This window comes from Bradyrhizobium sp. CFUWI, from assembly GCF_056429085.1.
The window spans coordinates 248,626-268,376 of record NZ_JBWJZE010000002.1 but is presented as its reverse complement, the minus strand read 5'-3'; the positions used below and the strand labels follow the sequence as shown (position 1 = coordinate 268,376).

Annotated in this window: 17 protein-coding genes; 6 read left to right on the top strand and 11 right to left on the bottom strand. The window is 66.0% G+C overall.

The annotated features are described in order from the left end of the window. Nucleotides 1-125: 125 nt before the first annotated feature. The 5 genes from AC066S_RS05095 to hpaR all read right to left on the bottom strand — a co-directional run bounded on the left by AC066S_RS05095 (nt 126) and on the right by hpaR (nt 5,196). Nucleotides 126-1,430, bottom strand: a complete 1,305-nt coding sequence (locus tag AC066S_RS05095) for a methyl-accepting chemotaxis protein (RefSeq protein ID WP_478269069.1) — start codon at nt 1,428-1,430, stop codon at nt 126-128. Continuing rightward, nucleotides 1,408-1,929: a PAS domain-containing protein gene (locus AC066S_RS05090; RefSeq protein WP_135162547.1), complete on the bottom strand. Its 522-nt coding sequence runs from the start codon at nt 1,927-1,929 to the stop codon at nt 1,408-1,410. Before AC066S_RS05090 ends, AC066S_RS05095 begins: the two co-directional genes overlap by 23 nt. A gap of 236 nt (nt 1,930-2,165) precedes the next feature. Then, the gene (locus tag AC066S_RS05085; protein ID WP_126256384.1) at nt 2,166-3,689 is read right to left on the bottom strand and encodes a UxaA family hydrolase; all 1,524 of its coding nucleotides are present in this window, start codon (nt 3,687-3,689) and stop codon (nt 2,166-2,168) included. Between the two features lie 96 nt (nt 3,690-3,785). Further along, nucleotides 3,786-4,562, bottom strand: coding sequence for an HpcH/HpaI aldolase family protein (locus tag AC066S_RS05080; protein WP_061020197.1), 777 nt, complete (start codon nt 4,560-4,562; stop codon nt 3,786-3,788). 115 nt (nt 4,563-4,677) lie between these two features. Further along, nucleotides 4,678-5,196: a homoprotocatechuate degradation operon regulator HpaR gene (gene hpaR, locus AC066S_RS05075; RefSeq protein WP_126256385.1), complete on the bottom strand. Its 519-nt coding sequence runs from the start codon at nt 5,194-5,196 to the stop codon at nt 4,678-4,680. 111 nt (nt 5,197-5,307) lie between these two features. Between hpaR and hpaH the strand changes: the two genes are divergently transcribed. The 3 genes from hpaH to AC066S_RS05060 all read left to right on the top strand — a co-directional run bounded on the left by hpaH (nt 5,308) and on the right by AC066S_RS05060 (nt 8,249). Further along, nucleotides 5,308-6,114, top strand: a complete 807-nt coding sequence (hpaH, locus tag AC066S_RS05070) for a 2-oxo-hept-4-ene-1,7-dioate hydratase (protein ID WP_478269068.1) — start codon at nt 5,308-5,310, stop codon at nt 6,112-6,114. A 26-nt stretch (nt 6,115-6,140) separates the two neighbouring features. Then, nucleotides 6,141-6,539 (top strand): 5-carboxymethyl-2-hydroxymuconate Delta-isomerase, encoded by a 399-nt coding sequence (locus tag AC066S_RS05065; RefSeq protein WP_135168021.1) that lies wholly within the window; start codon nt 6,141-6,143, stop codon nt 6,537-6,539. A gap of 81 nt (nt 6,540-6,620) precedes the next feature. Beyond that, on the top strand, nt 6,621-8,249 hold the full coding sequence (locus AC066S_RS05060) for a thiamine pyrophosphate-dependent enzyme (protein WP_478269067.1): 1,629 nt from the start codon (nt 6,621-6,623) through the stop codon (nt 8,247-8,249). On the opposite strand, the gene AC066S_RS05055 is transcribed toward AC066S_RS05060, so the two are convergent. From AC066S_RS05055 to AC066S_RS05035, 5 genes are all read right to left on the bottom strand, one after another. Further along, nucleotides 8,227-9,468, bottom strand: coding sequence for an MFS transporter (locus tag AC066S_RS05055; RefSeq protein WP_126256389.1), 1,242 nt, complete (start codon nt 9,466-9,468; stop codon nt 8,227-8,229). The genes AC066S_RS05060 and AC066S_RS05055 overlap by 23 nt on opposite strands. 54 nt (nt 9,469-9,522) lie before the next feature. Next, entirely contained in the window at nt 9,523-10,176 is a 654-nt protein-coding gene (alkB, locus tag AC066S_RS05050) for a DNA oxidative demethylase AlkB (RefSeq protein WP_478269066.1), read from the bottom strand. A gap of 9 nt (nt 10,177-10,185) precedes the next feature. Next, on the bottom strand, nt 10,186-10,932 hold the full coding sequence (locus AC066S_RS05045) for a 2OG-Fe(II) oxygenase (protein WP_478269065.1): 747 nt from the start codon (nt 10,930-10,932) through the stop codon (nt 10,186-10,188). 304 nt (nt 10,933-11,236) lie between these two features. Continuing rightward, complete coding sequence (locus tag AC066S_RS05040) at nt 11,237-11,923, bottom strand: DUF2848 domain-containing protein (RefSeq protein WP_478269064.1); 687 nt, start codon at nt 11,921-11,923, stop codon at nt 11,237-11,239. Beyond that, nucleotides 11,916-13,265: an amidase gene (locus AC066S_RS05035; protein ID WP_478269063.1), complete on the bottom strand. Its 1,350-nt coding sequence runs from the start codon at nt 13,263-13,265 to the stop codon at nt 11,916-11,918. Before AC066S_RS05035 ends, AC066S_RS05040 begins: the two co-directional genes overlap by 8 nt. A gap of 177 nt (nt 13,266-13,442) precedes the next feature. Between AC066S_RS05035 and AC066S_RS05030 the strand changes: the two genes are divergently transcribed. The 3 genes from AC066S_RS05030 to AC066S_RS05020 all read left to right on the top strand — a co-directional run bounded on the left by AC066S_RS05030 (nt 13,443) and on the right by AC066S_RS05020 (nt 16,058). Next, complete coding sequence (locus AC066S_RS05030) at nt 13,443-13,856, top strand: Zn-ribbon domain-containing OB-fold protein (protein ID WP_100178942.1); 414 nt, start codon at nt 13,443-13,445, stop codon at nt 13,854-13,856. Nucleotides 13,857-13,859: 3 nt separating this feature from the next. Beyond that, nucleotides 13,860-14,999: a thiolase C-terminal domain-containing protein gene (locus AC066S_RS05025; RefSeq protein WP_478269062.1), complete on the top strand. Its 1,140-nt coding sequence runs from the start codon at nt 13,860-13,862 to the stop codon at nt 14,997-14,999. Nucleotides 15,000-15,143: 144 nt separating this feature from the next. Further along, complete coding sequence (locus AC066S_RS05020) at nt 15,144-16,058, top strand: SDR family NAD(P)-dependent oxidoreductase (protein ID WP_126256396.1); 915 nt, start codon at nt 15,144-15,146, stop codon at nt 16,056-16,058. A 107-nt stretch (nt 16,059-16,165) separates the two neighbouring features. On the opposite strand, the gene ppc is transcribed toward AC066S_RS05020, so the two are convergent. Further along, a complete protein-coding gene (ppc, locus tag AC066S_RS05015; protein WP_478269061.1) occupies nt 16,166-18,961 on the bottom strand; it encodes a phosphoenolpyruvate carboxylase in 2,796 nt (931 codons plus the stop codon). Nucleotides 18,962-19,751 lie beyond the last annotated feature (790 nt).

Genomic DNA, 19,751 nt, shown 5'->3' with positions numbered 1-19,751 from the left:
TTGCGCGCCGTGCCCACGGCTTCCGTTGCGTGGGCACGGCGCAAGTGCGCCTTTGCCCACCCTACGATTCTACGATTCCGAGTCAGCGGAGAGAGCCCGCCCCATCTCGCCGCGATCGCGCGGCCTTACGCCGCCGAGGTCAGCCGCTGCAGGAACTGCCTCACCTCGCGGCGGAGCGTCTCGACTTCGCCGTGGACGCGCTCGGAGGCGCTGTTGACGCGGCTCGCCACGCGGCCCGTATCGGCAGCGGCTTCGCTGATACCTGACACGTTGGAGGAGACCTGCGAGGTGCCGGCGGAGGCCTCGTGGACGCTGCGGGCGATCTCGCGGGTCGCGGATCCCTGCTGCTCCACAGAGGCCGCAATGCTCGCGGTGATGCCGTCGATCTCGGCGATGGTCTGGGCGATCGCCTCGACCGCCGCGACCGAATTGGTCGTCGATTGCTGCATCTCGCCGACCTTGGCGCTGATCTCCTCGGTCGCCTTCGCGGTCTGGTTGGCGAGGCTCTTGACCTCGGAGGCGACCACCGCGAAGCCGCGGCCGGCCTCGCCTGCCCGCGCCGCCTCGATCGTGGCGTTGAGCGCCAGTAGGTTGGTCTGCGAGGCGATCTCGCTGATCAGCTTGACGACGTCGCCGATCCGCAGCGCGGCATCCGCGAGGGAGCGAATTTCGTTGCCGGCGCGATTGGCTTCGTCGACGGCGCGACCGGTGCTCGCAGTCGAGCCGGCCACCTGGCGGCTGATCTCCGCGATCGAGGATGCGAGCTGTTCCGCGGCGCTCGCCACCGTCGCAACGTTGCTCGAGGCCTGCTCGGACGCGCTGCGCATGCCGGAGGTCTGGCGGTTGGTCACCTCCGCCGCGGCCGCCATCTGGCCGGCGTCGGATTCCAGATCGGTCGCGGCGCTCATGAGGCTGCCGGCAACCTCGTCGAGATGCGTGCCGAACTGATTGGCGAGGCCGGCGATCTCGACCACGCGGCGGCCGAGGCTGTCGGTGCCAACATTGATCACGGTGGCCGAGCGGCGGAACGAGCCGGGCAATCCGCGCGCGAGGATCTTGCGGAAATACTTGCCGCGGCTGGCATAGTCCATCGATGCCGAAGCCTCGCGGACGAAGGCGTCGGTGATGTCGAGCATGTCGTTGACCGACTTCTGGATGGCGCCGATCCGCCCGGCCTGTCGCTCGCTGAGGATCCGCGCTTCGAGATCGCCGCGCGCCGCCTTGCGACAGACATCGGCGACCTCATCGACGGCCACCGCCGCTCGATGCTGGCACCAGGCGGAATAGCCGAGCAGCAGGATCGCCGCGCCGAGCGGCGCCGCACCGATGCTTCCGCTCCAGCCGAGCAGCAAGCCGACGAACGCGACGCTGGCGAGAAGGCACGCGACCGCAGTCGCTCCCTGCGCCTTAGAGAGAGAGCACAAATTCATCGTAAGCGACACCGTTTTGCTTGAGCAGACCGACCATCATGTCGAAGCTCGCACGCATGCCGTCCTTGGCATTGGCGTGGCGCGCCTCTTCCGCGCACAGCGCCTTGTAGATCGGCTTGATGCGTTCGACCGGCGCCGGATCGGGCCTGCGTCGATTGGAATGATATCCGATGATGTTGCCGCGATCGTCGAACGTCGGGGTGACATGGGCGAACACCCAATAATGGCTGCCGTCCCCGGCGAGATTGACGACGTAGGCGAAGATTTCCTGCTTGGCCTGGAGCGTGTCCCACAGCAGCTTGAAGACGCAGCGCGGCATGTCCGGATGGCGAATCACGCTGTGGGGCGCGCCCATCAGCTCCTTCCAGGGGTATTTCGCCATGCGGAGAAAGACGTCATTGGCGTAGGTGATGCGGCCTTTGAGATCGGTCTTCGATACGATCAGCTCTTCCTCACCGAGGAGATTTTCCACCCCAGTGGGACGTATCGCTTGCATCAGATGGATCCTCGACAAAGGGAGGGCCCACCACGCTGTGGAGCCGCATCGCCTCCTGTCTACGGCAACAATGTTAACCAGATGTAAGCCGGGAGAGTCCCGAAGAGGCGCCAGCCTCCGTATCACTACTTAGCGAATGAACGTTGCATCACCGACGATCACACGCGATGCCGAAGCCGTCGCGAACGTCTGCCTGCGTCCTCTGATTGCGTCGGCGCGGCGCGGCGCGCCTGGCGCGATTACATCGTCGCGCCAAGCACCCAGGGCGCGAACTCGGCGCCGCCGAAATCGAAGCTCTCGCTCTTGGTCGGCTGTCCCGAAGCTGTCTTGAGGACGAGATCGAAAATGCGCTGGCCGCATTGCTCGACGCTCTCCTCGCCTTCGAGGATGGTGCCGCAATTGACGTCCATGTCCTCTTCCATGCGCTTGTACATGGGCGTGTTGGTGGCGAGCTTGATCGAGGGCGCCGGCTTGCAGCCGAACACGCTGCCGCGGCCCGTGGTGAAGCAGACCAGATTGGCGCCGCCCGCGACCTGGCCGGTGGCGGCGACCGGATCGTAGCCGGGCGTGTCCATGAACACGAAACCCTTCTTGGTGACAGGCTCGGCGTAGCGCAGCACCTCGACGAGGTTGGTGGTGCCGGCCTTGGCCATCGCGCCGAGCGACTTCTCCAGGATGGTGGTGAGGCCGCCGGCCTTGTTGCCGGGGCTCGGATTGGCGTTCATCTCGGCGCCTTCGCGCGTCGTGTATTCGTCCCACCAGCGCATGAGGTCGACCAGCTTCTCGCCGACCTCGCGGCTGACGGCGCGGCGCGTCAGCAGATGCTCGGCGCCGTAGGTCTCCGGCGTCTCCGACAGGATCACCGTGCCGCCATGGCGGACGATGAGATCGCTGGCGACGCCGAGCGCCGGATTGGCGGACACGCCGGAATAGCCGTCCGAGCCGCCGCATTGCAGGGCCACAGTGAGCTCGCTCGCCGGCACGGTTTCGCGCTTGACCTTGTTGGCATCAGTCAGCGCCTCGCGCACGAAGGCGATGCCGGCTTCGACGGTCTTGCGGGTGCCGCCGACCTCCTGGATGTCCATCGCGCGCAAGCGGCCGGCGAGCTTCTGCTCTTCCATCAGGCCGCCGATCTGGTTCACCTCGCAACCGAGGCCGAGCACGATGACGTGAGAGAAATTGACGTGCCGCGCATAGCCGCCGAGCGTGCGGCGAAGCAGCGCCAGCGGCTCATTCTGCGTCATGCCGCAGCCGGTCTTGTGGGTCAGCGCGACCACGCCGTCGACATTGGGGAAATCGGCGAGCGGATTGTCGCCGGTGAAGGGATTCTTCTTGAAGACGTCGGCGACGAGGCTTGCGACATGCGCGCTGCAGTTCACCGAAGTGAGGATGCCGATATAATTGCGCGTGGCGACACGGCCGTCCGGGCGGCGGATGCCTTCGAACGTCGCCGGCAGATCGAAATTCGGCGTCGGCTTGACGTCGACGCAATAGGCGTAGTCCTTGGAGAAATCGCCCATGCCGCAATTCTGCACGTGAACGTGCTGGCCCGGCGCGATGGCTTGCGTGGCGAAGCCGATGATCTGGCCGTAGCGCTTGACCGGCTCGCCCGTTGCGATCGGCTTGATCGCGACCTTGTGGCCGGAGGGAATGCGCTCGACCGTGGTCACGCCGTCGGCCACCACCGTTCCCGGCGGCAGGCTGGCGCGCGCGATCACCACGCCATCATCGGGATGCAGGCGGATGACGGGGCTGATGGTCATGGCGGTCTCCTTCGGAGGCGAATAGCGAATGGTGAGTAGCGAATGGAAACGGGAGCGGCGCCATTCGCCACTCCCTATTCGCCATTCGCCCAGAGCTCAGGCCTTGCCGCCGGAATCCTTGCGGGTCGCATTGACCTGCATCTTGGCGTAGGTCGTCATCAGGCCGACCTCGTTGGACAGCGTCACCAGCTTGAAGCCCATGTTGATGGCGCGCGCTGCGCCTTCGGCGCCGCTGCAATGGATGCCGGGGTTGAGGCCGCGCTTGCCGCACTCCTTGATGATCTTCTCGTAGATCGCGAGGATCTCGGGCTCGCTGCGGTCGAGCTTGGGCTCGAGGCCGTAGGAGAAGCCGAGATCGGACGGGCCGATATAGACGCCGTCGATGCCCTCGACATCGAGGATCGCTTCCATGTTCTCGACCGCGGTCCGGGTCTCCATCATCGGCAGCAGCACGATCTCGTCGTTGGCCGTCTTCTGGTAGGAGCCCGCGGTGCCGTACATGCCGGCGCGGATCGGACCGTTGGAGCGCACGCCCTTCGGCGGATATTTGGAATAGGAAACGAGGTTTCTGGCTTCCTGCGGCGTATTGACCATCGGGCAGATCACGCCATAGGCGCCGCCGTCGAGAACCTTGCCGATGATGCCGGGCTCATTCCAGGGCACGCGGACCATCGGCGTGATCGGATGCTTGTCCATCGCCTGGAAGCACTGCACCATCGACAGATAATCCTGCACGCCATGCTGCATGTCGACGGTGACGCTGTCGAAGCCGCATTGCGCGATCATCTCGGCCGAGAAGCCGGAGGGAATCGCAAGCCACGCGTTGACCACGGCCTTGCCCGACTTCCAGATCTCTTTGACTTTGTTCGCCACGTTGCCTTTCCTTCCCTGTTGCGCTCACTGGCCGCGGATCGAGTTGGGCCGCACTTTGAGCGAAAAAAAGCGTGAATGTCCATGGCTCTCGCCGTGCACGCACGCATATCTGGGGTCATCCCTCCGCGAGGGTATCATCCGCGCTTCCGAGCCCGGCGAGACTGTGTTCGAGCTCGCCCAGCATCTCCTGCAATTCGGCCAGCTTGTGCGCGCCAAAGCGTCGCGTGATCTCGGCATAGATCGCCTCCGAATTCGGCGCCACGGCAGCCATCAGCTTCACCCCTTCTTTCGAGATCGAGACCATGCTGCGGCGCTGGTCCGCTTTCGCCGTCTTGCGCTCGATCAGATTGCGCGCTTCGAGATCGCGCAGGATGCGCGACAGGCTCGGTCCGAGCAGGAACGCCGTGCGCGCGAGTTCCGTGACCTCCACCGCCTCGATCGCCGCCAGCGCGCGCAGGATACGCCATTGCTGCTCGGTCAAGCCGTGCTGGCGCAGCGAGGGACGGAACTGCCGCATCACGGCCTCGCGGGCCCGCAGCAGCGACATCGGCAGCGAGCGCGAGAAATCGCGCATCGGCACCTGCCGTGCGGCGGGCGCGCTCCCGTTGGCTGGATCAGCCGGCTTTTTCACCATGGCGCCCTTTCAAACCGCGGCAAGTTTGCGGTGCAGCAAACCGGAACGGGGTTTGACGCATTCATTTAACATGTTAAGCATCTTTCCGCACCCCAATTCGTAAGATGGCAAATGGCGCTTTCCGACGACGATATCCAAGCTTGCGCGAGGCGTCTGCACCAGGCGGAAAGGACCCGCTCGCAGATCCGGCAGCTCTCACAGGATTTCCCTGATATCACCATCGCCGACGCCTACGCGATTCAGAAGGCCTGGGTCGATATCAAGATCGCGGAGGGGCGCATCGTCCGGGGCCACAAGATCGGCCTGACCTCGAAGGCGATGCAGAGCGCGCTCAATATCGACGAACCGGATTCCGGCGTGCTGCTCGACGACATGTTCTTTGCCGACGGCGGGATCATTCCGACCGGGCGCTTCATCGCGACGCGGGTCGAAGCCGAGCTAGCCTTCGTCATGAGCAAACGGCTCTCAGGCCCGGACTGCACGCTGTTCGACGTGCTCAACGCCACCGACTTCGTCGTGCCGGCGCTGGAAATCCTGGACACGCGGATCGAGCGCGTCGATCCCAAGACGAAAGCGACGCGAAAGATTTTCGACACCATTGCCGACAACGCGGCGAATGCCGGCATCGTGCTCGGGGGACGACCGATCCGCCCGCTCGAGGCAGACCTGCGCTGGATCGGCGCGCTGTGCTTCAAGAACGGTCAGCTCGAGGAAACTGGCCTCGCCGCCGGCGTGCTCAATCATCCCGCGACCGCGGTCGCCTGGCTCGCCAACAAGATCGCGCCGCTTGGGCTGGCGCTCGAACCGGGCCAGGTCGTGCTTGCGGGGTCTTTCATCCGTCCGATCGAGACCCGCAAGGGCGACACAATTCAGGCCGACTATGGCGCCTACGGCTCGGTCAGTTGCTACTTCGCTTGAGAGGCATAACGAGGGAGTGAACCGCGATGCCGCATTTCACGATCGAATATTCGGCCAATCTCGATGGCCGGCTCGATATGAAGCAGGTGTGTGAGGTGGTGCGCAAGGCAGCCAGCGAGACCGGCATCTTCCCACTCGGCGGCATCCGCGTGCGCGCCATCCGCTGCGAGCATTATGCGGTCGCCGACAACAGGCAGGACTACGCCTTTCTCGACATGGTGCTGCGCATCGGCGAGGGCCGCGACCTCAAGACGCGGCAACAGGCCGGCGAGCAGGTTTTCCAGGCGCTCTCCCGCCATCTCGATCCGGTCTTTGCCGCCGGCAAGTTCGCCCTGTCGTTCGACATGCAGATCAACGACAAGGACACCAGCTGGAAGCGGAACAACATCCACGACGCCCTGAAGGCGGAAGCACAAGCAGGCTGATGTTGTTCGAAGCCGCGGGTGAGTTCTGCCAAAATGGCGGCGTCGAGGATTCCTGAACCTCAATTGAAGTGGATGAGCGCAATGACCACCCTCAGCGGCGGCGAAGCAATCGTAAGCGGCCTGGTCGCCCACGGCGTCGATACCGTGTTCGGCCTGCCCGGCGCGCAGGTCTACGGCCTGTTCGACGCCTTCCACCAGGCCCAGCTCAAGGTGATCGGCGCTCGGCACGAGCAGGCCTGCGGCTACATGGCGTTCGGCTATGCGCGCTCCAGCGGCAGGCCCGGCGTGTTCAGCGTGGTGCCCGGCCCCGGCGTGCTCAACGCCAGCGCGGCGCTGCTGACCGCGTTCGGCTGCAACGAGCCGGTGCTGTGCGTCACCGGCCAGGTGCCGACGCAGTTTCTGGGCAAGGGCCGTGGCCATCTGCACGAGATGCCGGATCAGCTCGCGACCCTGCGCACCTATGTGAAATGGGCCGACCGCATCGAATATCCCGGCAACGCGCCGACGGTCGTGGCGCGCGCGTTCCAGGAGATGATGTCGGGACGGCGCGGTCCGGCCTCGGTCGAGATGCCCTGGGACGTCTTCACCCAACGCGCCGACACCGGCCCTGCGCGGGTGCTGGAGCCCCTGCCCGCCCCGCAACCCGACCCTGATCTGGTGAAGCAGGCGGCCGCGCTGATCAAGGCCAGCAAGGCGCCGATGATCTTCGTCGGCAGCGGCGCGATCGAGGCCGGCGAGGAGATCCTCGAACTCGCCGAGATGATCGATGCGCCCGTCGTCGCCTTCCGCAGCGGGCGCGGCATCGTCTCCAACGCGCACGAGCTTGGCCTGACCATGGCCGCGGCCTACAAGCTTTGGCCGGCAACCGATCTGATGATCGCAATCGGCACCCGCGCCGAGCTGCCGGCATCGGGCTTCCGTTGGCCCTATCAGCCGAAGGGGCTGAAATCCGTTCGGATCGACATCGACCCAACCGAGATGCGCCGGGTCGTGGTCGATGCCGCCATCGTCGCCGATGCCAAAGCCGGAACGGCAGATCTCGTCACGGCGGTGAAAAAGGCCGGCTATGCGCGGACCCGCGGCCGGCGGGAGGACATCCGCGAGGCCACCGCGACCGCACAGGCGGAGATCCAGCGCATCCAGCCGCAGATGGCGTATCTCAACATCCTGCGCGAGGTGCTGCCGCCGAACGCGATAGTGACCGACGAATTGTCTCAGGTCGGTTTCGCCTCCTGGTACGGTTTTCCGGTCTACCAGCCGCGCACCTTCATCACCTCTGGCTACCAGGGCACGCTCGGCTCGGGCTTTCCCACCGCGCTCGGGGCCAAGGTAGCGAACCCGGACAAGCCCGTGGTGGCGATCACCGGTGACGGCGGCTTCATGTTCGGCGTGCAGGAGCTTGCCACGGCCGTGCAGTTCAACATCGGCGTGGTGACGCTGGTGTTCAACAACAATGCCTACGGCAATGTCCGCCGCGACCAGCGCGAACGCTTCGACGGCCGCGTGGTGGCGTCCGACCTCGTCAATCCGGATTTCGTCAAGCTCGCGGAGTCATTTGGCGTTGCGGCTGCGCGCGTCACTGCACCGGATCAGTTCAAGGCCGTGCTGGAGAAGGCACTGAGCCACAGCGGACCGTATCTGATCTCGGTGGAAGTGCCGCGGGATTCGGAAGTCAGCCCATGGGCGTTCATCCACCCGCCGAAGCCTTGAGACCGGACGGGCCCTGCAGTCGCGCCGCGGCGATCACCAGGAGGCCGGCGCCCGCGACCGACCAGCAGGCGACCGGCGTCCAGTGCAGCAACGGGGCATATTCCGGCATCTTCTGCAGACCGCCGGCGACGGCCGCCATGCGCGCAAACGTGCCGAGCGCGAGGGCGGAGAAGACCAGCCCCGTGACCTTTCCTTCCGCGCCGGTCGAGCCGATCGCGAGCGCAGCCGAGATCGCGCTCATGAGCATGCAGCCCCAGGCGGCGCCGGCGAGAAATTGCGCCGCGATCAGCGTGTTGAGGCTGCCGGCGAACTCGGCCGCCGCGATCGCGACCGCGCCGAGCAATCCGGCGGCGCCCATCACGATCAGGCCGCCGCGATGCTTGACGACGAGGCTCGCCGGGAACATCGCAATGTTGAAGCCGATCCAGAACACCGGCATCAGCCATTGCAATTCACCGGGGGCGGCGAACCGCAAGTAGGACGGCGCGCTGTTCACGGCGAAGTGCAGCTGGTAGCCGAGGGCGAGCGCGACCATCGCGACGATGAAGGCGATCGGAACGAGGCCGAGCGGCTTTGCTGCCTCGTCCGGCTTCGGCGGCGCGACATCGCGCGCCACGTCATGCTCGATGCGGGACAGGCCGAGCGCCGTCAACAGCAGCACCACGCTCGAGATCACGAACGGCAGCCGCGCATCGTGCTCGCGCAGCACGACGCCGAGATAGGGCGAGACCGCGCCGGCGACGCCGTAGCCGAGCATCGCCAGCGCCGCGAGGAACGGCACCTGCGGCTTGGCGCGGTATTTGCCGAGCAAGGTCAGCGGCGGCGCGCGCAGCGCGGAGGAGGTGACCGACCAGACCACGATCAGTGCAATGAACCAGACTTGCGCGGCCGCACCGGCTCCGGCGACGAAGGGCAGCGCAACGAAAGCCGCGCAGGAGATCGCGGTCACGAGCCCGACGAACAGGCCGAGCCTGCCGACATAAGGCGCGAGCTTGTCGGCGGCGAGGCCCATTGCGGTATCGGCAATGGTGAAGATCGCCTGATCGAGCATCAGGATGAGGATGACGGCTGATGGCGCGATGCCGACCTCGGCGGCGAGCTTTGGCAGATAGACGACGTAGGTGGTCCAGCCCAGCGTGAACACGAATTGCAGCGCGGCAAGATAAAGGCCGGTCCGCCTGCCCGCTCCCGTATCGGCCGAATGCTCGATGTTCGTCATGACGCCGCCTCCCCTGCCGCCAGCTTAGACGAGGCAGGCCCGCGAGCAAACGCGTCAGCGTGTCTTCCGGAAGGTGAGATTGATCCGCCTCCGCCCGAGCAGCGCGTGCTCGCCCTCGGCGAGCGGCGCCACGCCGTGATAGGCGAGCCTGCTGGCCCCGCCCCAGACCACGACGTCGCCGTGCACCAGACGGAAACGCCGCGGCTTGTCGCTGCGCGCCATGCCGCCGAACAGGAAGGTCGCGGGCAGGCCGAGCGATACCGAGACGATCGGCGCCGAATAATCCAGCTCGTCCTTGTCCTGATGCAGCGACAGCCGCGTGCCGGGCTCGTAGCGATTGACGAGGCAGGCATCGGGCGCGAAGTCCTGAAAGCCGCCCTGCTCCGCCGCGCGGCGAGCGAGATCGCGCAGCACGGGCGGCATCGCCGGCCATGGCGCTCCGGTGCGCGGATCGACCGGATCGTAGCGGTAGCCGGTGTGATCGGCGATCCAGCCGCGCTCGCCGCAATTGGTCATCGCCACCGACATCAGGTGGCCGCCGGGCGTGGTCATCCGCCGGAACGGCGACTGCGCCACGATGGCGCGCACCGCTTCGATCAACTCGCTCTCGATCGGCGTGACGAAACCGCGCAGCAGCACGGCGCCGTCGGCGATCTCCTCGCGCGAGGGCTGCGCCTCGGCGACGCTGTCGAACAGATCAGACGTCAATGCCCGCGCTCATTTCGCATCATGAAAGATCACACCCAGCGTGTGGCGCTGGCCGGACCTGATACGGCTGACACCATGGCGCAGATTAACGCGATAGATGCCGCGTGTCCCCTGCACCGGGCGATGGTGCACGGCGAAGGCGACCGCATCGCCCTGCGCCAGCGGCACGACTTCGGCGCGTGACTGCATGCGCGGGCGCTGCTCGGTCAGCACGAACTCGCCGCCGGTGAAATCGCGGCCCGGCTCGGAGAGCAGGATCGCGACCTGAATCGGAAACACGTGCTCGCCGTAGAGGTCCTGATGCAGGCAATTGTAGTCGCCGGCCTCATATTGCAGCAGCAGCGGCGTCGGCCGCGCCTGCCCCGCCTCGTGACAGCGCTTCAGGAATGAAGCATGGCTGTCGGGATAGCGGATGTCGATCGCCATCGCCTCGTTCCAGCCATTGGCCACGGGCTGAAGATGTGCGTACAGCGCAGGCCGCAATTGCGCGATCAGGTCGGGCAGCGGATAGGCGAAATATTTGTACTCGCCGCGGCCGAAGCCGTGACGGCCCATGACGATGCGGCTGCGGAAGTTGGCGTCCTCCGGATAGAGCGCGGCCACGGCGCGGCATTGATCGGGCGTGAGCAGGCCCTTCAGGACGGCGCAGCCCTGGGAGTCGAGCTCGGCGGTGATCTGCGGCCAGTCGAGGGCATCGACATGAGATGCGAGGTCGGCGAACGGCGCTTGGGGCGATTTGCGTGCGGTCATTGTCATAACAATCACCTTTGCAGCTCGGCGTTCACCCCGCCACCCGATTTCCGATGACTATCTTTCCGTCGTTGCGAGCGCAGCGAAGCAATCCAGAGTGCCACCGTGGAATCAGTCTGGATTGCTTCGTCGCAAGGGCTCCTCGCAATGACGTGGAGAGAGTTGTGCCCGCAACGCAGTTTCGCAGGGTGGGCAAAGGCGCTCTTGCGCCGTGCCCACGTCTTCGCAAGACGTGGGCACGCTTCGCTTCGCCCACCCTACGGAACCGTCGCTTATGAACCAACTATCCTCCACCGCCCCCAAAACCGAGCTATCCTCTCACCGGCAGCGTCACCACGTCGTAGCCGTGCCTGATCGTGCGCTTCAGCACGGGGTCCTCCAGCTCGAAGTCGAAGCGGTCGGCAGGGCGGATGCCGCCTTTGGCGGCGAAGGTGCCGCCGAACATGGCGCAGCCGTCGGGGAACCTGCCGCCATCAAAGCCGCGCGCGATGAGGTCGGCGACCGGCAGCATCGCGTCCAGCGTGCCCTCCTGGTAGAGCACGCGCTCGCCTTTGATCGTGGCGTAGGAGCGCAGGATCATCTGGTCCCAATGGCCGATGACGTCCTCCAGCTCCCACAGCGTGGAGGCGATCGGCTTGTCGCACATCTGCTTCGACACCGTGACGTTGTAGGCCTCGACCTTGCGGTCGGTGTGGTCGGAGCCGCAACCGACGAAGATGCGGCCCTGCCAACCGATCAGCACGAACTCGACCTCGCCGCTGGAATCGCCGCCAGTGCATTCGATGCCGTCTTCCTGGGTCAGCCGCCGCGCCGAGGCGCGGTAGTAGATCGGGGTCGACGCCGGCGGGGCGATGCCCATCTCCTGCAGCTCTTTGATGTGCTTGTCGCGCGCGACCGGATCGCGGCCGGTCCAGCCGGCGATGACCATCTGGTCGATCGCCAGCGTCAACGGCGTGGTGGTCCCCCGGGCGTCGACGGTGAAAGTGAGATCAAACACGAATGACGGCCTCCATGCCGGCAGCAAGTTCAAAGATACGGCGGTCCGACCCGCCCGCGCCCGCCAGCATCAGGCCGACCGGAACGTCGCCCTGGCGATGCGCAGGGATCGAGATGGCGCAGCCGTCGATCATGTTGATCAGGGTGCAGTTGCGCAGCGCGCGCAGGTTCTGCGTGGTGAAGGCCTTGTCGTCGGCGAGATCGGCGATCTTCGGCGGCGTGTTCGCAGTGGTCGGCAGCACCAGCGCGTCATAGGGCGCGAGGCGCGCATTGACGCGGGCGATCAGCGAGCGACGCTCGTTGAGGAGATCGATGTAGTCGGCCGCGCTCTGCGCCTCGCCGCGCATGATCCGCACGGAGACGCGGGGATCGTAGACGTCGCCCTTGGCGGTGATGAGATAGCGATGCCAGGCATAGCTCTCGGACGCGGCAAAGCCGCCCTTGGCGTTCATCGGCCCGATCTCGTGGAATTCGGCCATCTCGATGCGCTCGATGATGGCGCCGTGATCGGCCAGCGATGTCAGCGCGCGCTCGAAGGTCTCAGCTACCGCTGCGTCGAGGTCGTCGAGCGCGATCGTGGTCGGCACCGCCAGCCGCATGCCCTTCACAGGACGCGGCTTCAGCGCGGCGATCGGCTCGTTCGCGAGCACGGCATCGAGAATGGCACAGCAGCTGACCGATCGCGCCAAGGGACCGATGCTGTCGAGCGAAAACGACAGCGGCACCGAGCCGTCCAGCGGCACGCGCCGCTGCGTCGGCTTGTAGCCGACGATGCCGTTATAGGCCGCCGGAATCCGGCAGGAGCCGCCGGTGTCGGTGCCGAGCGCGCCATGCGCCATGCCGTCGAGCACGGACACCGCCGCGCCCGAGGAGGAGCCGCCGGGCACGTGCCCCTCGGCCCGGTTCCAGGCCCCCTTCGGCGTGCCGTAATGTGGATTGATGCCGATGCCGGAATAGGCGAACTCGGTCATGTTGGTGCGGCCGATCACGATGAAGCCGGCCTTGCGCAGCCGCGCCACCGTTGCCGCGTCCTGCTCGGCCGGCGGAGAATCGTCGAGGGCGCGCGAGCCGGCGCGCGTCACCTGGCCCTTGATGTCGAACAGATCCTTGATCGAGACCGGGATGCCGGCATAGCGCGACGGCGCGGCCTTCACCTTGCGCAAGCCGTCCATCGCGTCCGCGGCCGCGAGCGCGGCGTCCTTGTCGACATGGAGGAAGGTGCGCCGGCCCTCGCCTGAGGGATCGGCGATCCTGGCGATGCACGCCTCGACCAGCTTGCGGGCGGTGGTGCGGCCGCTTTCGAGGTCCTCGGCGAGCTTCGCCAGTGTCGGAAAATCGGGCATGTCTGTCTCACGGAATATTTGCGCGCGCAATCTATAGCGCTGGCTCAGCTCGACACAAGCACTGTGCGCATGATGGCATGCATGCGTATTGCTGGACCGTTGACGCACGATAGCCGATTGTCGCATCAAGATCGAAACAGGCGGGCGCCAAGCCTGTCTCCTGGAGGAGCCGCCAACATGGCCGAACCGCAGCGCGCGCGACCGAAACCGACGCCGGAGACCCAGCATTTCTGGGACGGCACCAAAGCCGGCGAATTGCGCCTGCAGCGCTGCGACGCCTGCGCGCATGTCTACTTCCCGCCGCGGCCGTTCTGCCCGTCCTGCGCCTCGCGCAAGGTCAGCATCTTCAAGGCGAGCGGCAAGGGTTTCCTCTACAGCTACGTGATCAACCATCGGCCCGCCGCGCCCGGCTTCACGCCGCCTTACGCCATCGCCGTGGTCGAGCTCGACGAGGGCCCGCGGATGATGAGCAACATCATCGACTGCCCGCAGACCCCCGAAGCGCTCGAGCTCGACATGAAGCTCGAGGTCGCCTTCCAGGCGCTCGACGACAAGATCACCCTTCCCGTCTTCCGTCCGGCGAAGGGGTAGGCCATGCGCAAGAACCAGGTTGCCGTCGTCGGCGCGGCCGAGACCACCGAGCTCGGAATCATCCCCAACGCCTCGCAGCTCCAGCTGCACGCGGATGCCGCGCTCAACGCCATCGCGGACGCCGGGCTGAAGCTCTCCGACATCGACGGCTTTGCCACCGCGGTCGAGACGCCGCAGCAGGTCTGCCATTATCTCGGCATCAAGCCGACCTGGGTCGATGGCACATCGGTCGGCGGCTGCTCCTTCATGCTGCACGTCCGCCATGCCGCAGCCGCGATCGAGGCCGGCCTCTGCAAGACCGTGCTGATCACCCATGCCGAGAGCGGCAAGTCGATGATCGGCAAATTGCCGCGCTCGACGCCGGCCGACAGCCTCAACGGCCAGTTCGAGGCGCCCTACGGCGTCTATGGGCCGCCCAGCATGTTCCCCATCCCCGTGCTGCGCTTCATGAAGACCTGGGGCATCACCCACGAGCAGCTTGCTTCGGTAGCCGTGGTGCAGCGGGAATGGGCGGCGAAGAATCCGCGTGCTATGATGAAGGAGCCGATCACGGTCGCCGACGTGCTCAACTCGCGCATGATCGCCTATCCGTTCCGTCTGCTGCAATGCTGCCTCGTCACCGACGGCGGTGGTGCGCTGATCCTGACCTCGGCCGACCGCGCCAGGGATTTTCCGCGGAGGCCGGTCTACATCATGGGCACCGGGGAGAGCGTGGAGACGCCGATGGTCAGCCAGATGGAGACCTTCAATTCCTCGCGCGCGTTCAAGACCGCGGGGCCCCTCGCCTTCAGGGAGGCCGGCATCGCGCATGAGGACGTCGATCATCTCATGATCTATGATGCGTTCGCGCATCTGCCGCTGTTCGGGCTCGGCGACCTCGGCTTCATGCCCTATGAGGAGACCGGAAAGTTCATCGCGGACGGCAATACCCGGCCCGGGGCTAAGCTCCCGCTCAACACCAATGGCGGCGGATTGAGCTACATGCATTCGGGCATGTACGGCATGTACGCGCTGCAGGAGAGCGTGCGGCAAATGCGCGGCATCGCGCCGGCGCAGGTGCCGAACGCGAGGATTTCGGTGTGCCACGGCGTCGGCGGCATGTTCGCGGCAAGTGGCACGATCGTGTTTACGAACGAGAGGTAACGCGCCGTCATTCCGGGGCGCGCGCAGCGCGAGCCCGGAATCCATCGTGCAGCAAGCGACGGCGGAGACATGGATTCCGGGCTCGCGCCAAGGGGCGCGCCCCGGAATGACAACGGAATTTGGAATGGATAGCGGAGAACCAACATGAGCAAATCACTGCAAGACAAGGTCATCATCGTCACCGGCGCAGGCCGCGGCATCGGGCGCGAGATCGCGCTGCTGTGTGCGGCGGAAGGCGCCAAGGTCGTCGTCAACGATCCCGGCAGTGCCTCCGACGGCGCCGGCGCGAACGCGGCGCCGGCCGAGGAGGTGGTCGAGGAGATCAAGAAGCGCGGCGGCACGGCGGTTGCGAACTTCGAGAGCGTCGCGGAAGCGATTCCGGCCAGCAAGATCGTCAAGACCGCGACCGATCATTTCGGCCGGCTCGACGGCGTCGTCAACAATGCCGGCATCTTGCGCGACATGATCTTCCACAAGATGAGCGTGGAGGCGTTCGAGGCCGTCATCAAGGTGCATCTGATGGGCTCGTTCTATGTCAGCCACGCCGCGGCGCGGATCTTCCGCGAGCAGGAGAGCGGCTCCTTCGTGCACTTCACCTCGACCTCGGGCCTGATCGGCAATTTCGGCCAGGCCAACTACGCCGCGGCCAAGCTCGGCATTGTCGGGCTCTCCAAGTCGATCGCGCTCGACATGGGCCGCTTCAACGTCCGCTCCAACTGCGTCTCGCCGTTCGCCTGGACCCGCATGATCGGCACCATCCCGACCGAGACCGAGGCCGAGAAGGCGCGGGTCGAAAAGATCAAGCAGATGGGCCCGGAGAAGATCGCGCCGCTCTGCGGCTATCTGCTCGGCGATTCCGCCAAGGACGTCACCGGGCAGATCTTCGGCGTGCGCATGAACGAGATCTTCCTGTTCAGCCAGAACCGTCCGATCCGCTCGGTGCAGCGGAGCGAAGGCTGGACGCCGCAATCGATCGCGGAACATGGCATGCCGGCGCTGAAGGGCTCGTTCTACAAGCTCGACCGCTCCGCCGACATCTTCACCTGGGATCCGGTGTAAGGGTGGTTGTCTATCAATGATGTCATTCCGGGGCGGCTCGAAGAGCCGAACCCGGAATCTCGAGGTTCCGGGTTCGCCCTTCAGGCGCCCCGGAACGACAGCCCAAATTACCCCGTATTCCGCAAGCCCGCCGAGATGCCGTTGATGGTTAGCTGAATCCCGCGCAGCACCTGCTCGTCCGGGTTCTGCGCGCGGTGCTCTTTCAAGAGCTCGACCTGCACGTGGTTGAGCGGATCGAGATAGGGGAAGCGGTGGCGCACGGAACGCTCCAGCAGCGGATTGCCCTGCAGCAGCCGGTCCTGGCCCATGATGTCGAGCAGGCTCTCGATCGAGGCGTGCCATTCGCGGCGGATGCGGCCGAAGATCTTTTCCCGCAAGGCTTCGTCGGGCACGAGCTCGGCATAGCGCGAGGCGATCGCGATCGAGCTCTTCGCGAGCACCATGTCCATGTTCGACAACAGCATGCGGAAGAACGGCCATTCGCTGTAGAGCTCTTTCAGGAACGGCATGCCCTTGTCGGGATGCTCCGCGATCCACTGCTCCACCGCGCTGCCAAAACCGTACCAGCCCGGCAGCATCAGCCGGCATTGCGCCCAGGAGAACACCCACGGAATCGCGCGCAGATCCTCGATCGCCCGGGTCTTCTTGCGCGAGGCCGGACGGCTGCCGATGTTCAGCGTCGCGATCTCGTTGATGACGGTGGAAGCCCAGAAATAGTCGACGAAGCCTTCCGTTTCGTAGACCAGGCCGCGATAGGCCTTGAACGCGAGATTGGAAAGCTCGTCCATCGCGGTCAGATATTCGCGGCGCGGCGCGCTCTGGCGCGGATGCAACAGGCTCGCCTCCAGCGTCGCTGCGGCGAGGATCTCCAGATTGTTGCGGCCGACCTCGGCGTTGGAATATTTCGACGAGATGATCTCGCCCTGCTCGGTGATGCGGATCTGACCGTTCACCGCGCCGCCGGGCTGCGCGATGATGGCGTCATAACTCGGCCCGCCGCCGCGGCCGACCGAGCCGCCGCGGCCGTGAAACAGGCGCAGCCGCACGTGATGACGCTCGAACACCTCGACGAGGTTGATCTCGGCCTTGTAGAGCTCCCAGCCGGAGGTGACGAAGCCGCCATCCTTGTTCGAGTCGGAATAGCCGAGCATGACCTCCTGCACGCTGCCGCGGCTGTCGACCAGACGCCGGTAATCGTGCAGCGACAGCATGCGGTCCATGATGCCGGATGAGGCCTGCAGATCCTCGATGGTTTCGAACAGCGGCACGATGTTGATGGCGCTGCGCCCGGAGGGATGGACAAGGCCGACCTCCTTCAAGAGCACCGCGACCTCGAGCATGTCAGACATGCCCTTGCACATCGAGATGATGCATTGGGGAATGGCGTCCGAGCCGAACTTCGCATGCGCTTCCGCGGCGGCATGGAACACGTTGAGCTCGCCCATGGTCTCGTCGCTATACTTGACGAAGGGCGACACCAGCGCGCGCGTCGAGCGCAGCTCGTTCGTGAGCAGCGAAATGCGCGCGTCCTCGCCGAGCGCGAGATATGACATGCCGGGATTGGCGGCATCCATCAGCTCGGCGATGGTGCGTTCGTGCACCGCGGAGTTCTGGCGGATGTCGAGCCGGGCGAGGTGGAAGCCGAAGCAGTCCACCGCGCGCCGGAGCAGCCGCAGCCGGCCGCGGGCGATGACGCGGGCATTGTTGGAGATCAGCGAGCGGTGCAGCACGTCGAGATCGGCCTGCAGTTCCTTCACGCTGGCGTAGGGCGCACCCTTGCCGACCGGCCGGCGCGTGATCTCGACCTCGAGCTTTTCGGCCGTCGCGGTCAGGCGCGCATAGATGCCGGAGACCGCCAGGCGATAAGGCTCGCCGCTCCGGTGCGGCGAGGTGTCCGGCGAGCGCTCCGCCAGGTTGCGCAGCTCTTCCGAGACGTCGGCGAGATGCGCCGCGATCGACAATTCCGAGCCGAGCACGTGCAGCTCTTCCAGATAGAACTGCATCACCCGGCTCGACTGCAGCCGCAGCGTGCCGCGCATGACGTCGGCTGTGACGAAGGGATTGCCGTCGCGGTCGCCGCCGATCCAGCTGCCCATGCGCAGGAACGAGGCGAGCTCGCCGGAGGCCTGCTCGCCGCCCTCCTCCAGCCGGTCTTCCAGCGCGTTGAGCAGCCGCGGCACTTCGCGCAGGAAGGTGTAGTCGTAGAATGACAGGCCGTTGGCGACCTCATCGAGCACGGTGAGCTTGGTCCGGCGCAGGAGATTGGTCTGCCACAGCGTCAGCACCTCGCGGCGGAGCTGCTCGTCGCTGGCATCAGCCTCCTCGGCCGTCAGCGCCACGCGCTCGCGGCGGTCGAGCAGGCGCGCGACCTCCATCTCGCGGTCCATGGTGCTCTTGCGGCGCACCTCGGTCGGATGCGCGGTCAGCACCGGGCTGACCAGCGCGGTCTTGAAAAAGTCGCGCAAGCCGTCGGCGCTGATACCCGCTGCCTTGGCGTGGGCGAGCGTTTCCGCCAGCACGCCCGAACCGCCATTCTTGCCCGCGCTGCGGGCGCGCATCTGGCGAATGTTGTTCTGGTCCTCGGCGATGTTGGCGAGGTGGGAGAAATAGCTGAAGGCGCGGACGATCCGTACCGTCTCCGAGGTCGACATGCTGTCGAGGATCTGCTCGAGCTCGCGGCGGGCGAGCCGGTCCTCGTCGCGGTGAAAGCGGATCGAGGTCTGGCGGATGCGCTCGACCAGCTCGAACACATCGGCGCCCTCCTGGTCGCGCACGGTGTCGCCGAGGATGCGCCCGAGCAGGCGGATGTCGTCCCGCAGCCGCGCCTCGGCCTCCGTGACCTGGACGTCCTCAGGGCGGTTGGGACGATGCTCGGTGGCCTCGGGTACGGTCTGGAGGGACATGGCTCGCTCCTTGGTTCGAGCTCGCTTGGATGCCCGGCACGGCCGAGTGTGCGATATTTTTCTACCGCAGCGCAAGATGAAGTTGGCGCGGCGCACACTGGCGCCTCGTGTCCCGGACGCGCTGCAGCGTGCAACGCTGCTGCGCAGAGCCGGGACTCAGGAGGCCACACGGTACACGTGGAGAGATGGGCCCCGGCTCAGCAGCGCACCACGCCACGAAGACGCGGCGTGATGCGCTGCGTCCGGGGCACGAGAGCTGCAATCTCATCCCAAACACACACCTTCGCCCTCTCGCGGCGCGTTACGCCCGAGCTTTGCTGTCGGTTCGCCCCCATCGAGAAGAAAGGGCGCAGGGAAGGCCGGGCGCCGGCCGGCACCCGAGATCCGCACGCGACAAGACGCACGCGGGGTTGACCACAGGTGATGCCGGGCTCCCGGCCTTCCCTGCGCAATGGTGTTACGGCTTATGGCGCGCTCTCCCCGGGGAGCGATGCACTATTGCCCCCGTCGCCTTGCGGCTGATCGATGCGCGCGCCCGGTCGGGCCGCTTCATCACCGCAAGCCTTGACGCCAGCCTGCGGGCGTCAGGACCACACGCTTTTGCCGTCCGCGGACGTTTCTCCCCGGACAGCCGGAAGCTCGCGCGTGCTCGCCCCCGACGCCGAAAAGAAACGCTTTGACCGCGCCGTGTCGTGCCGCGGATCGTGACGGCTCACAGGCCGCGCCCGCCCTGCCATCCCGTCACGCGCCGGCGCTGCCGCGTCCATCGCATCCCGGCCAACGTATCGTG

Excerpts from the sequence above, each read along its gene's own strand:
- AC066S_RS05095 (WP_478269069.1), bottom strand. The coding sequence starts at position 1,430 with ATGAATTTGTGCTCTCTCTCTAAGGCGCAGGGAGCGACTGCGGTCGCG.
- AC066S_RS05085 (WP_126256384.1), bottom strand. The coding sequence starts at position 3,689 with ATGACCATCAGCCCCGTCATCCGCCTGCATCCCGATGATGGCGTGGTG.
- hpaR (WP_126256385.1), bottom strand. The coding sequence starts at position 5,196 with ATGGTGAAAAAGCCGGCTGATCCAGCCAACGGGAGCGCGCCCGCCGCA.
- hpaH (WP_478269068.1), top strand. The coding sequence starts at position 5,308 with ATGGCGCTTTCCGACGACGATATCCAAGCTTGCGCGAGGCGTCTGCAC.
- AC066S_RS05065 (WP_135168021.1), top strand. The coding sequence starts at position 6,141 with ATGCCGCATTTCACGATCGAATATTCGGCCAATCTCGATGGCCGGCTC.
- AC066S_RS05060 (WP_478269067.1), top strand. The coding sequence starts at position 6,621 with ATGACCACCCTCAGCGGCGGCGAAGCAATCGTAAGCGGCCTGGTCGCC.
- AC066S_RS05055 (WP_126256389.1), bottom strand. The coding sequence starts at position 9,468 with ATGACGAACATCGAGCATTCGGCCGATACGGGAGCGGGCAGGCGGACC.
- AC066S_RS05045 (WP_478269065.1), bottom strand. The coding sequence starts at position 10,932 with ATGACAATGACCGCACGCAAATCGCCCCAAGCGCCGTTCGCCGACCTC.
- AC066S_RS05035 (WP_478269063.1), bottom strand. The coding sequence starts at position 13,265 with ATGCCCGATTTTCCGACACTGGCGAAGCTCGCCGAGGACCTCGAAAGC.
- AC066S_RS05030 (WP_100178942.1), top strand. The coding sequence starts at position 13,443 with ATGGCCGAACCGCAGCGCGCGCGACCGAAACCGACGCCGGAGACCCAG.
- AC066S_RS05025 (WP_478269062.1), top strand. The coding sequence starts at position 13,860 with ATGCGCAAGAACCAGGTTGCCGTCGTCGGCGCGGCCGAGACCACCGAG.
- AC066S_RS05020 (WP_126256396.1), top strand. The coding sequence starts at position 15,144 with ATGAGCAAATCACTGCAAGACAAGGTCATCATCGTCACCGGCGCAGGC.
- ppc (WP_478269061.1), bottom strand. The coding sequence starts at position 18,961 with ATGTCCCTCCAGACCGTACCCGAGGCCACCGAGCATCGTCCCAACCGC.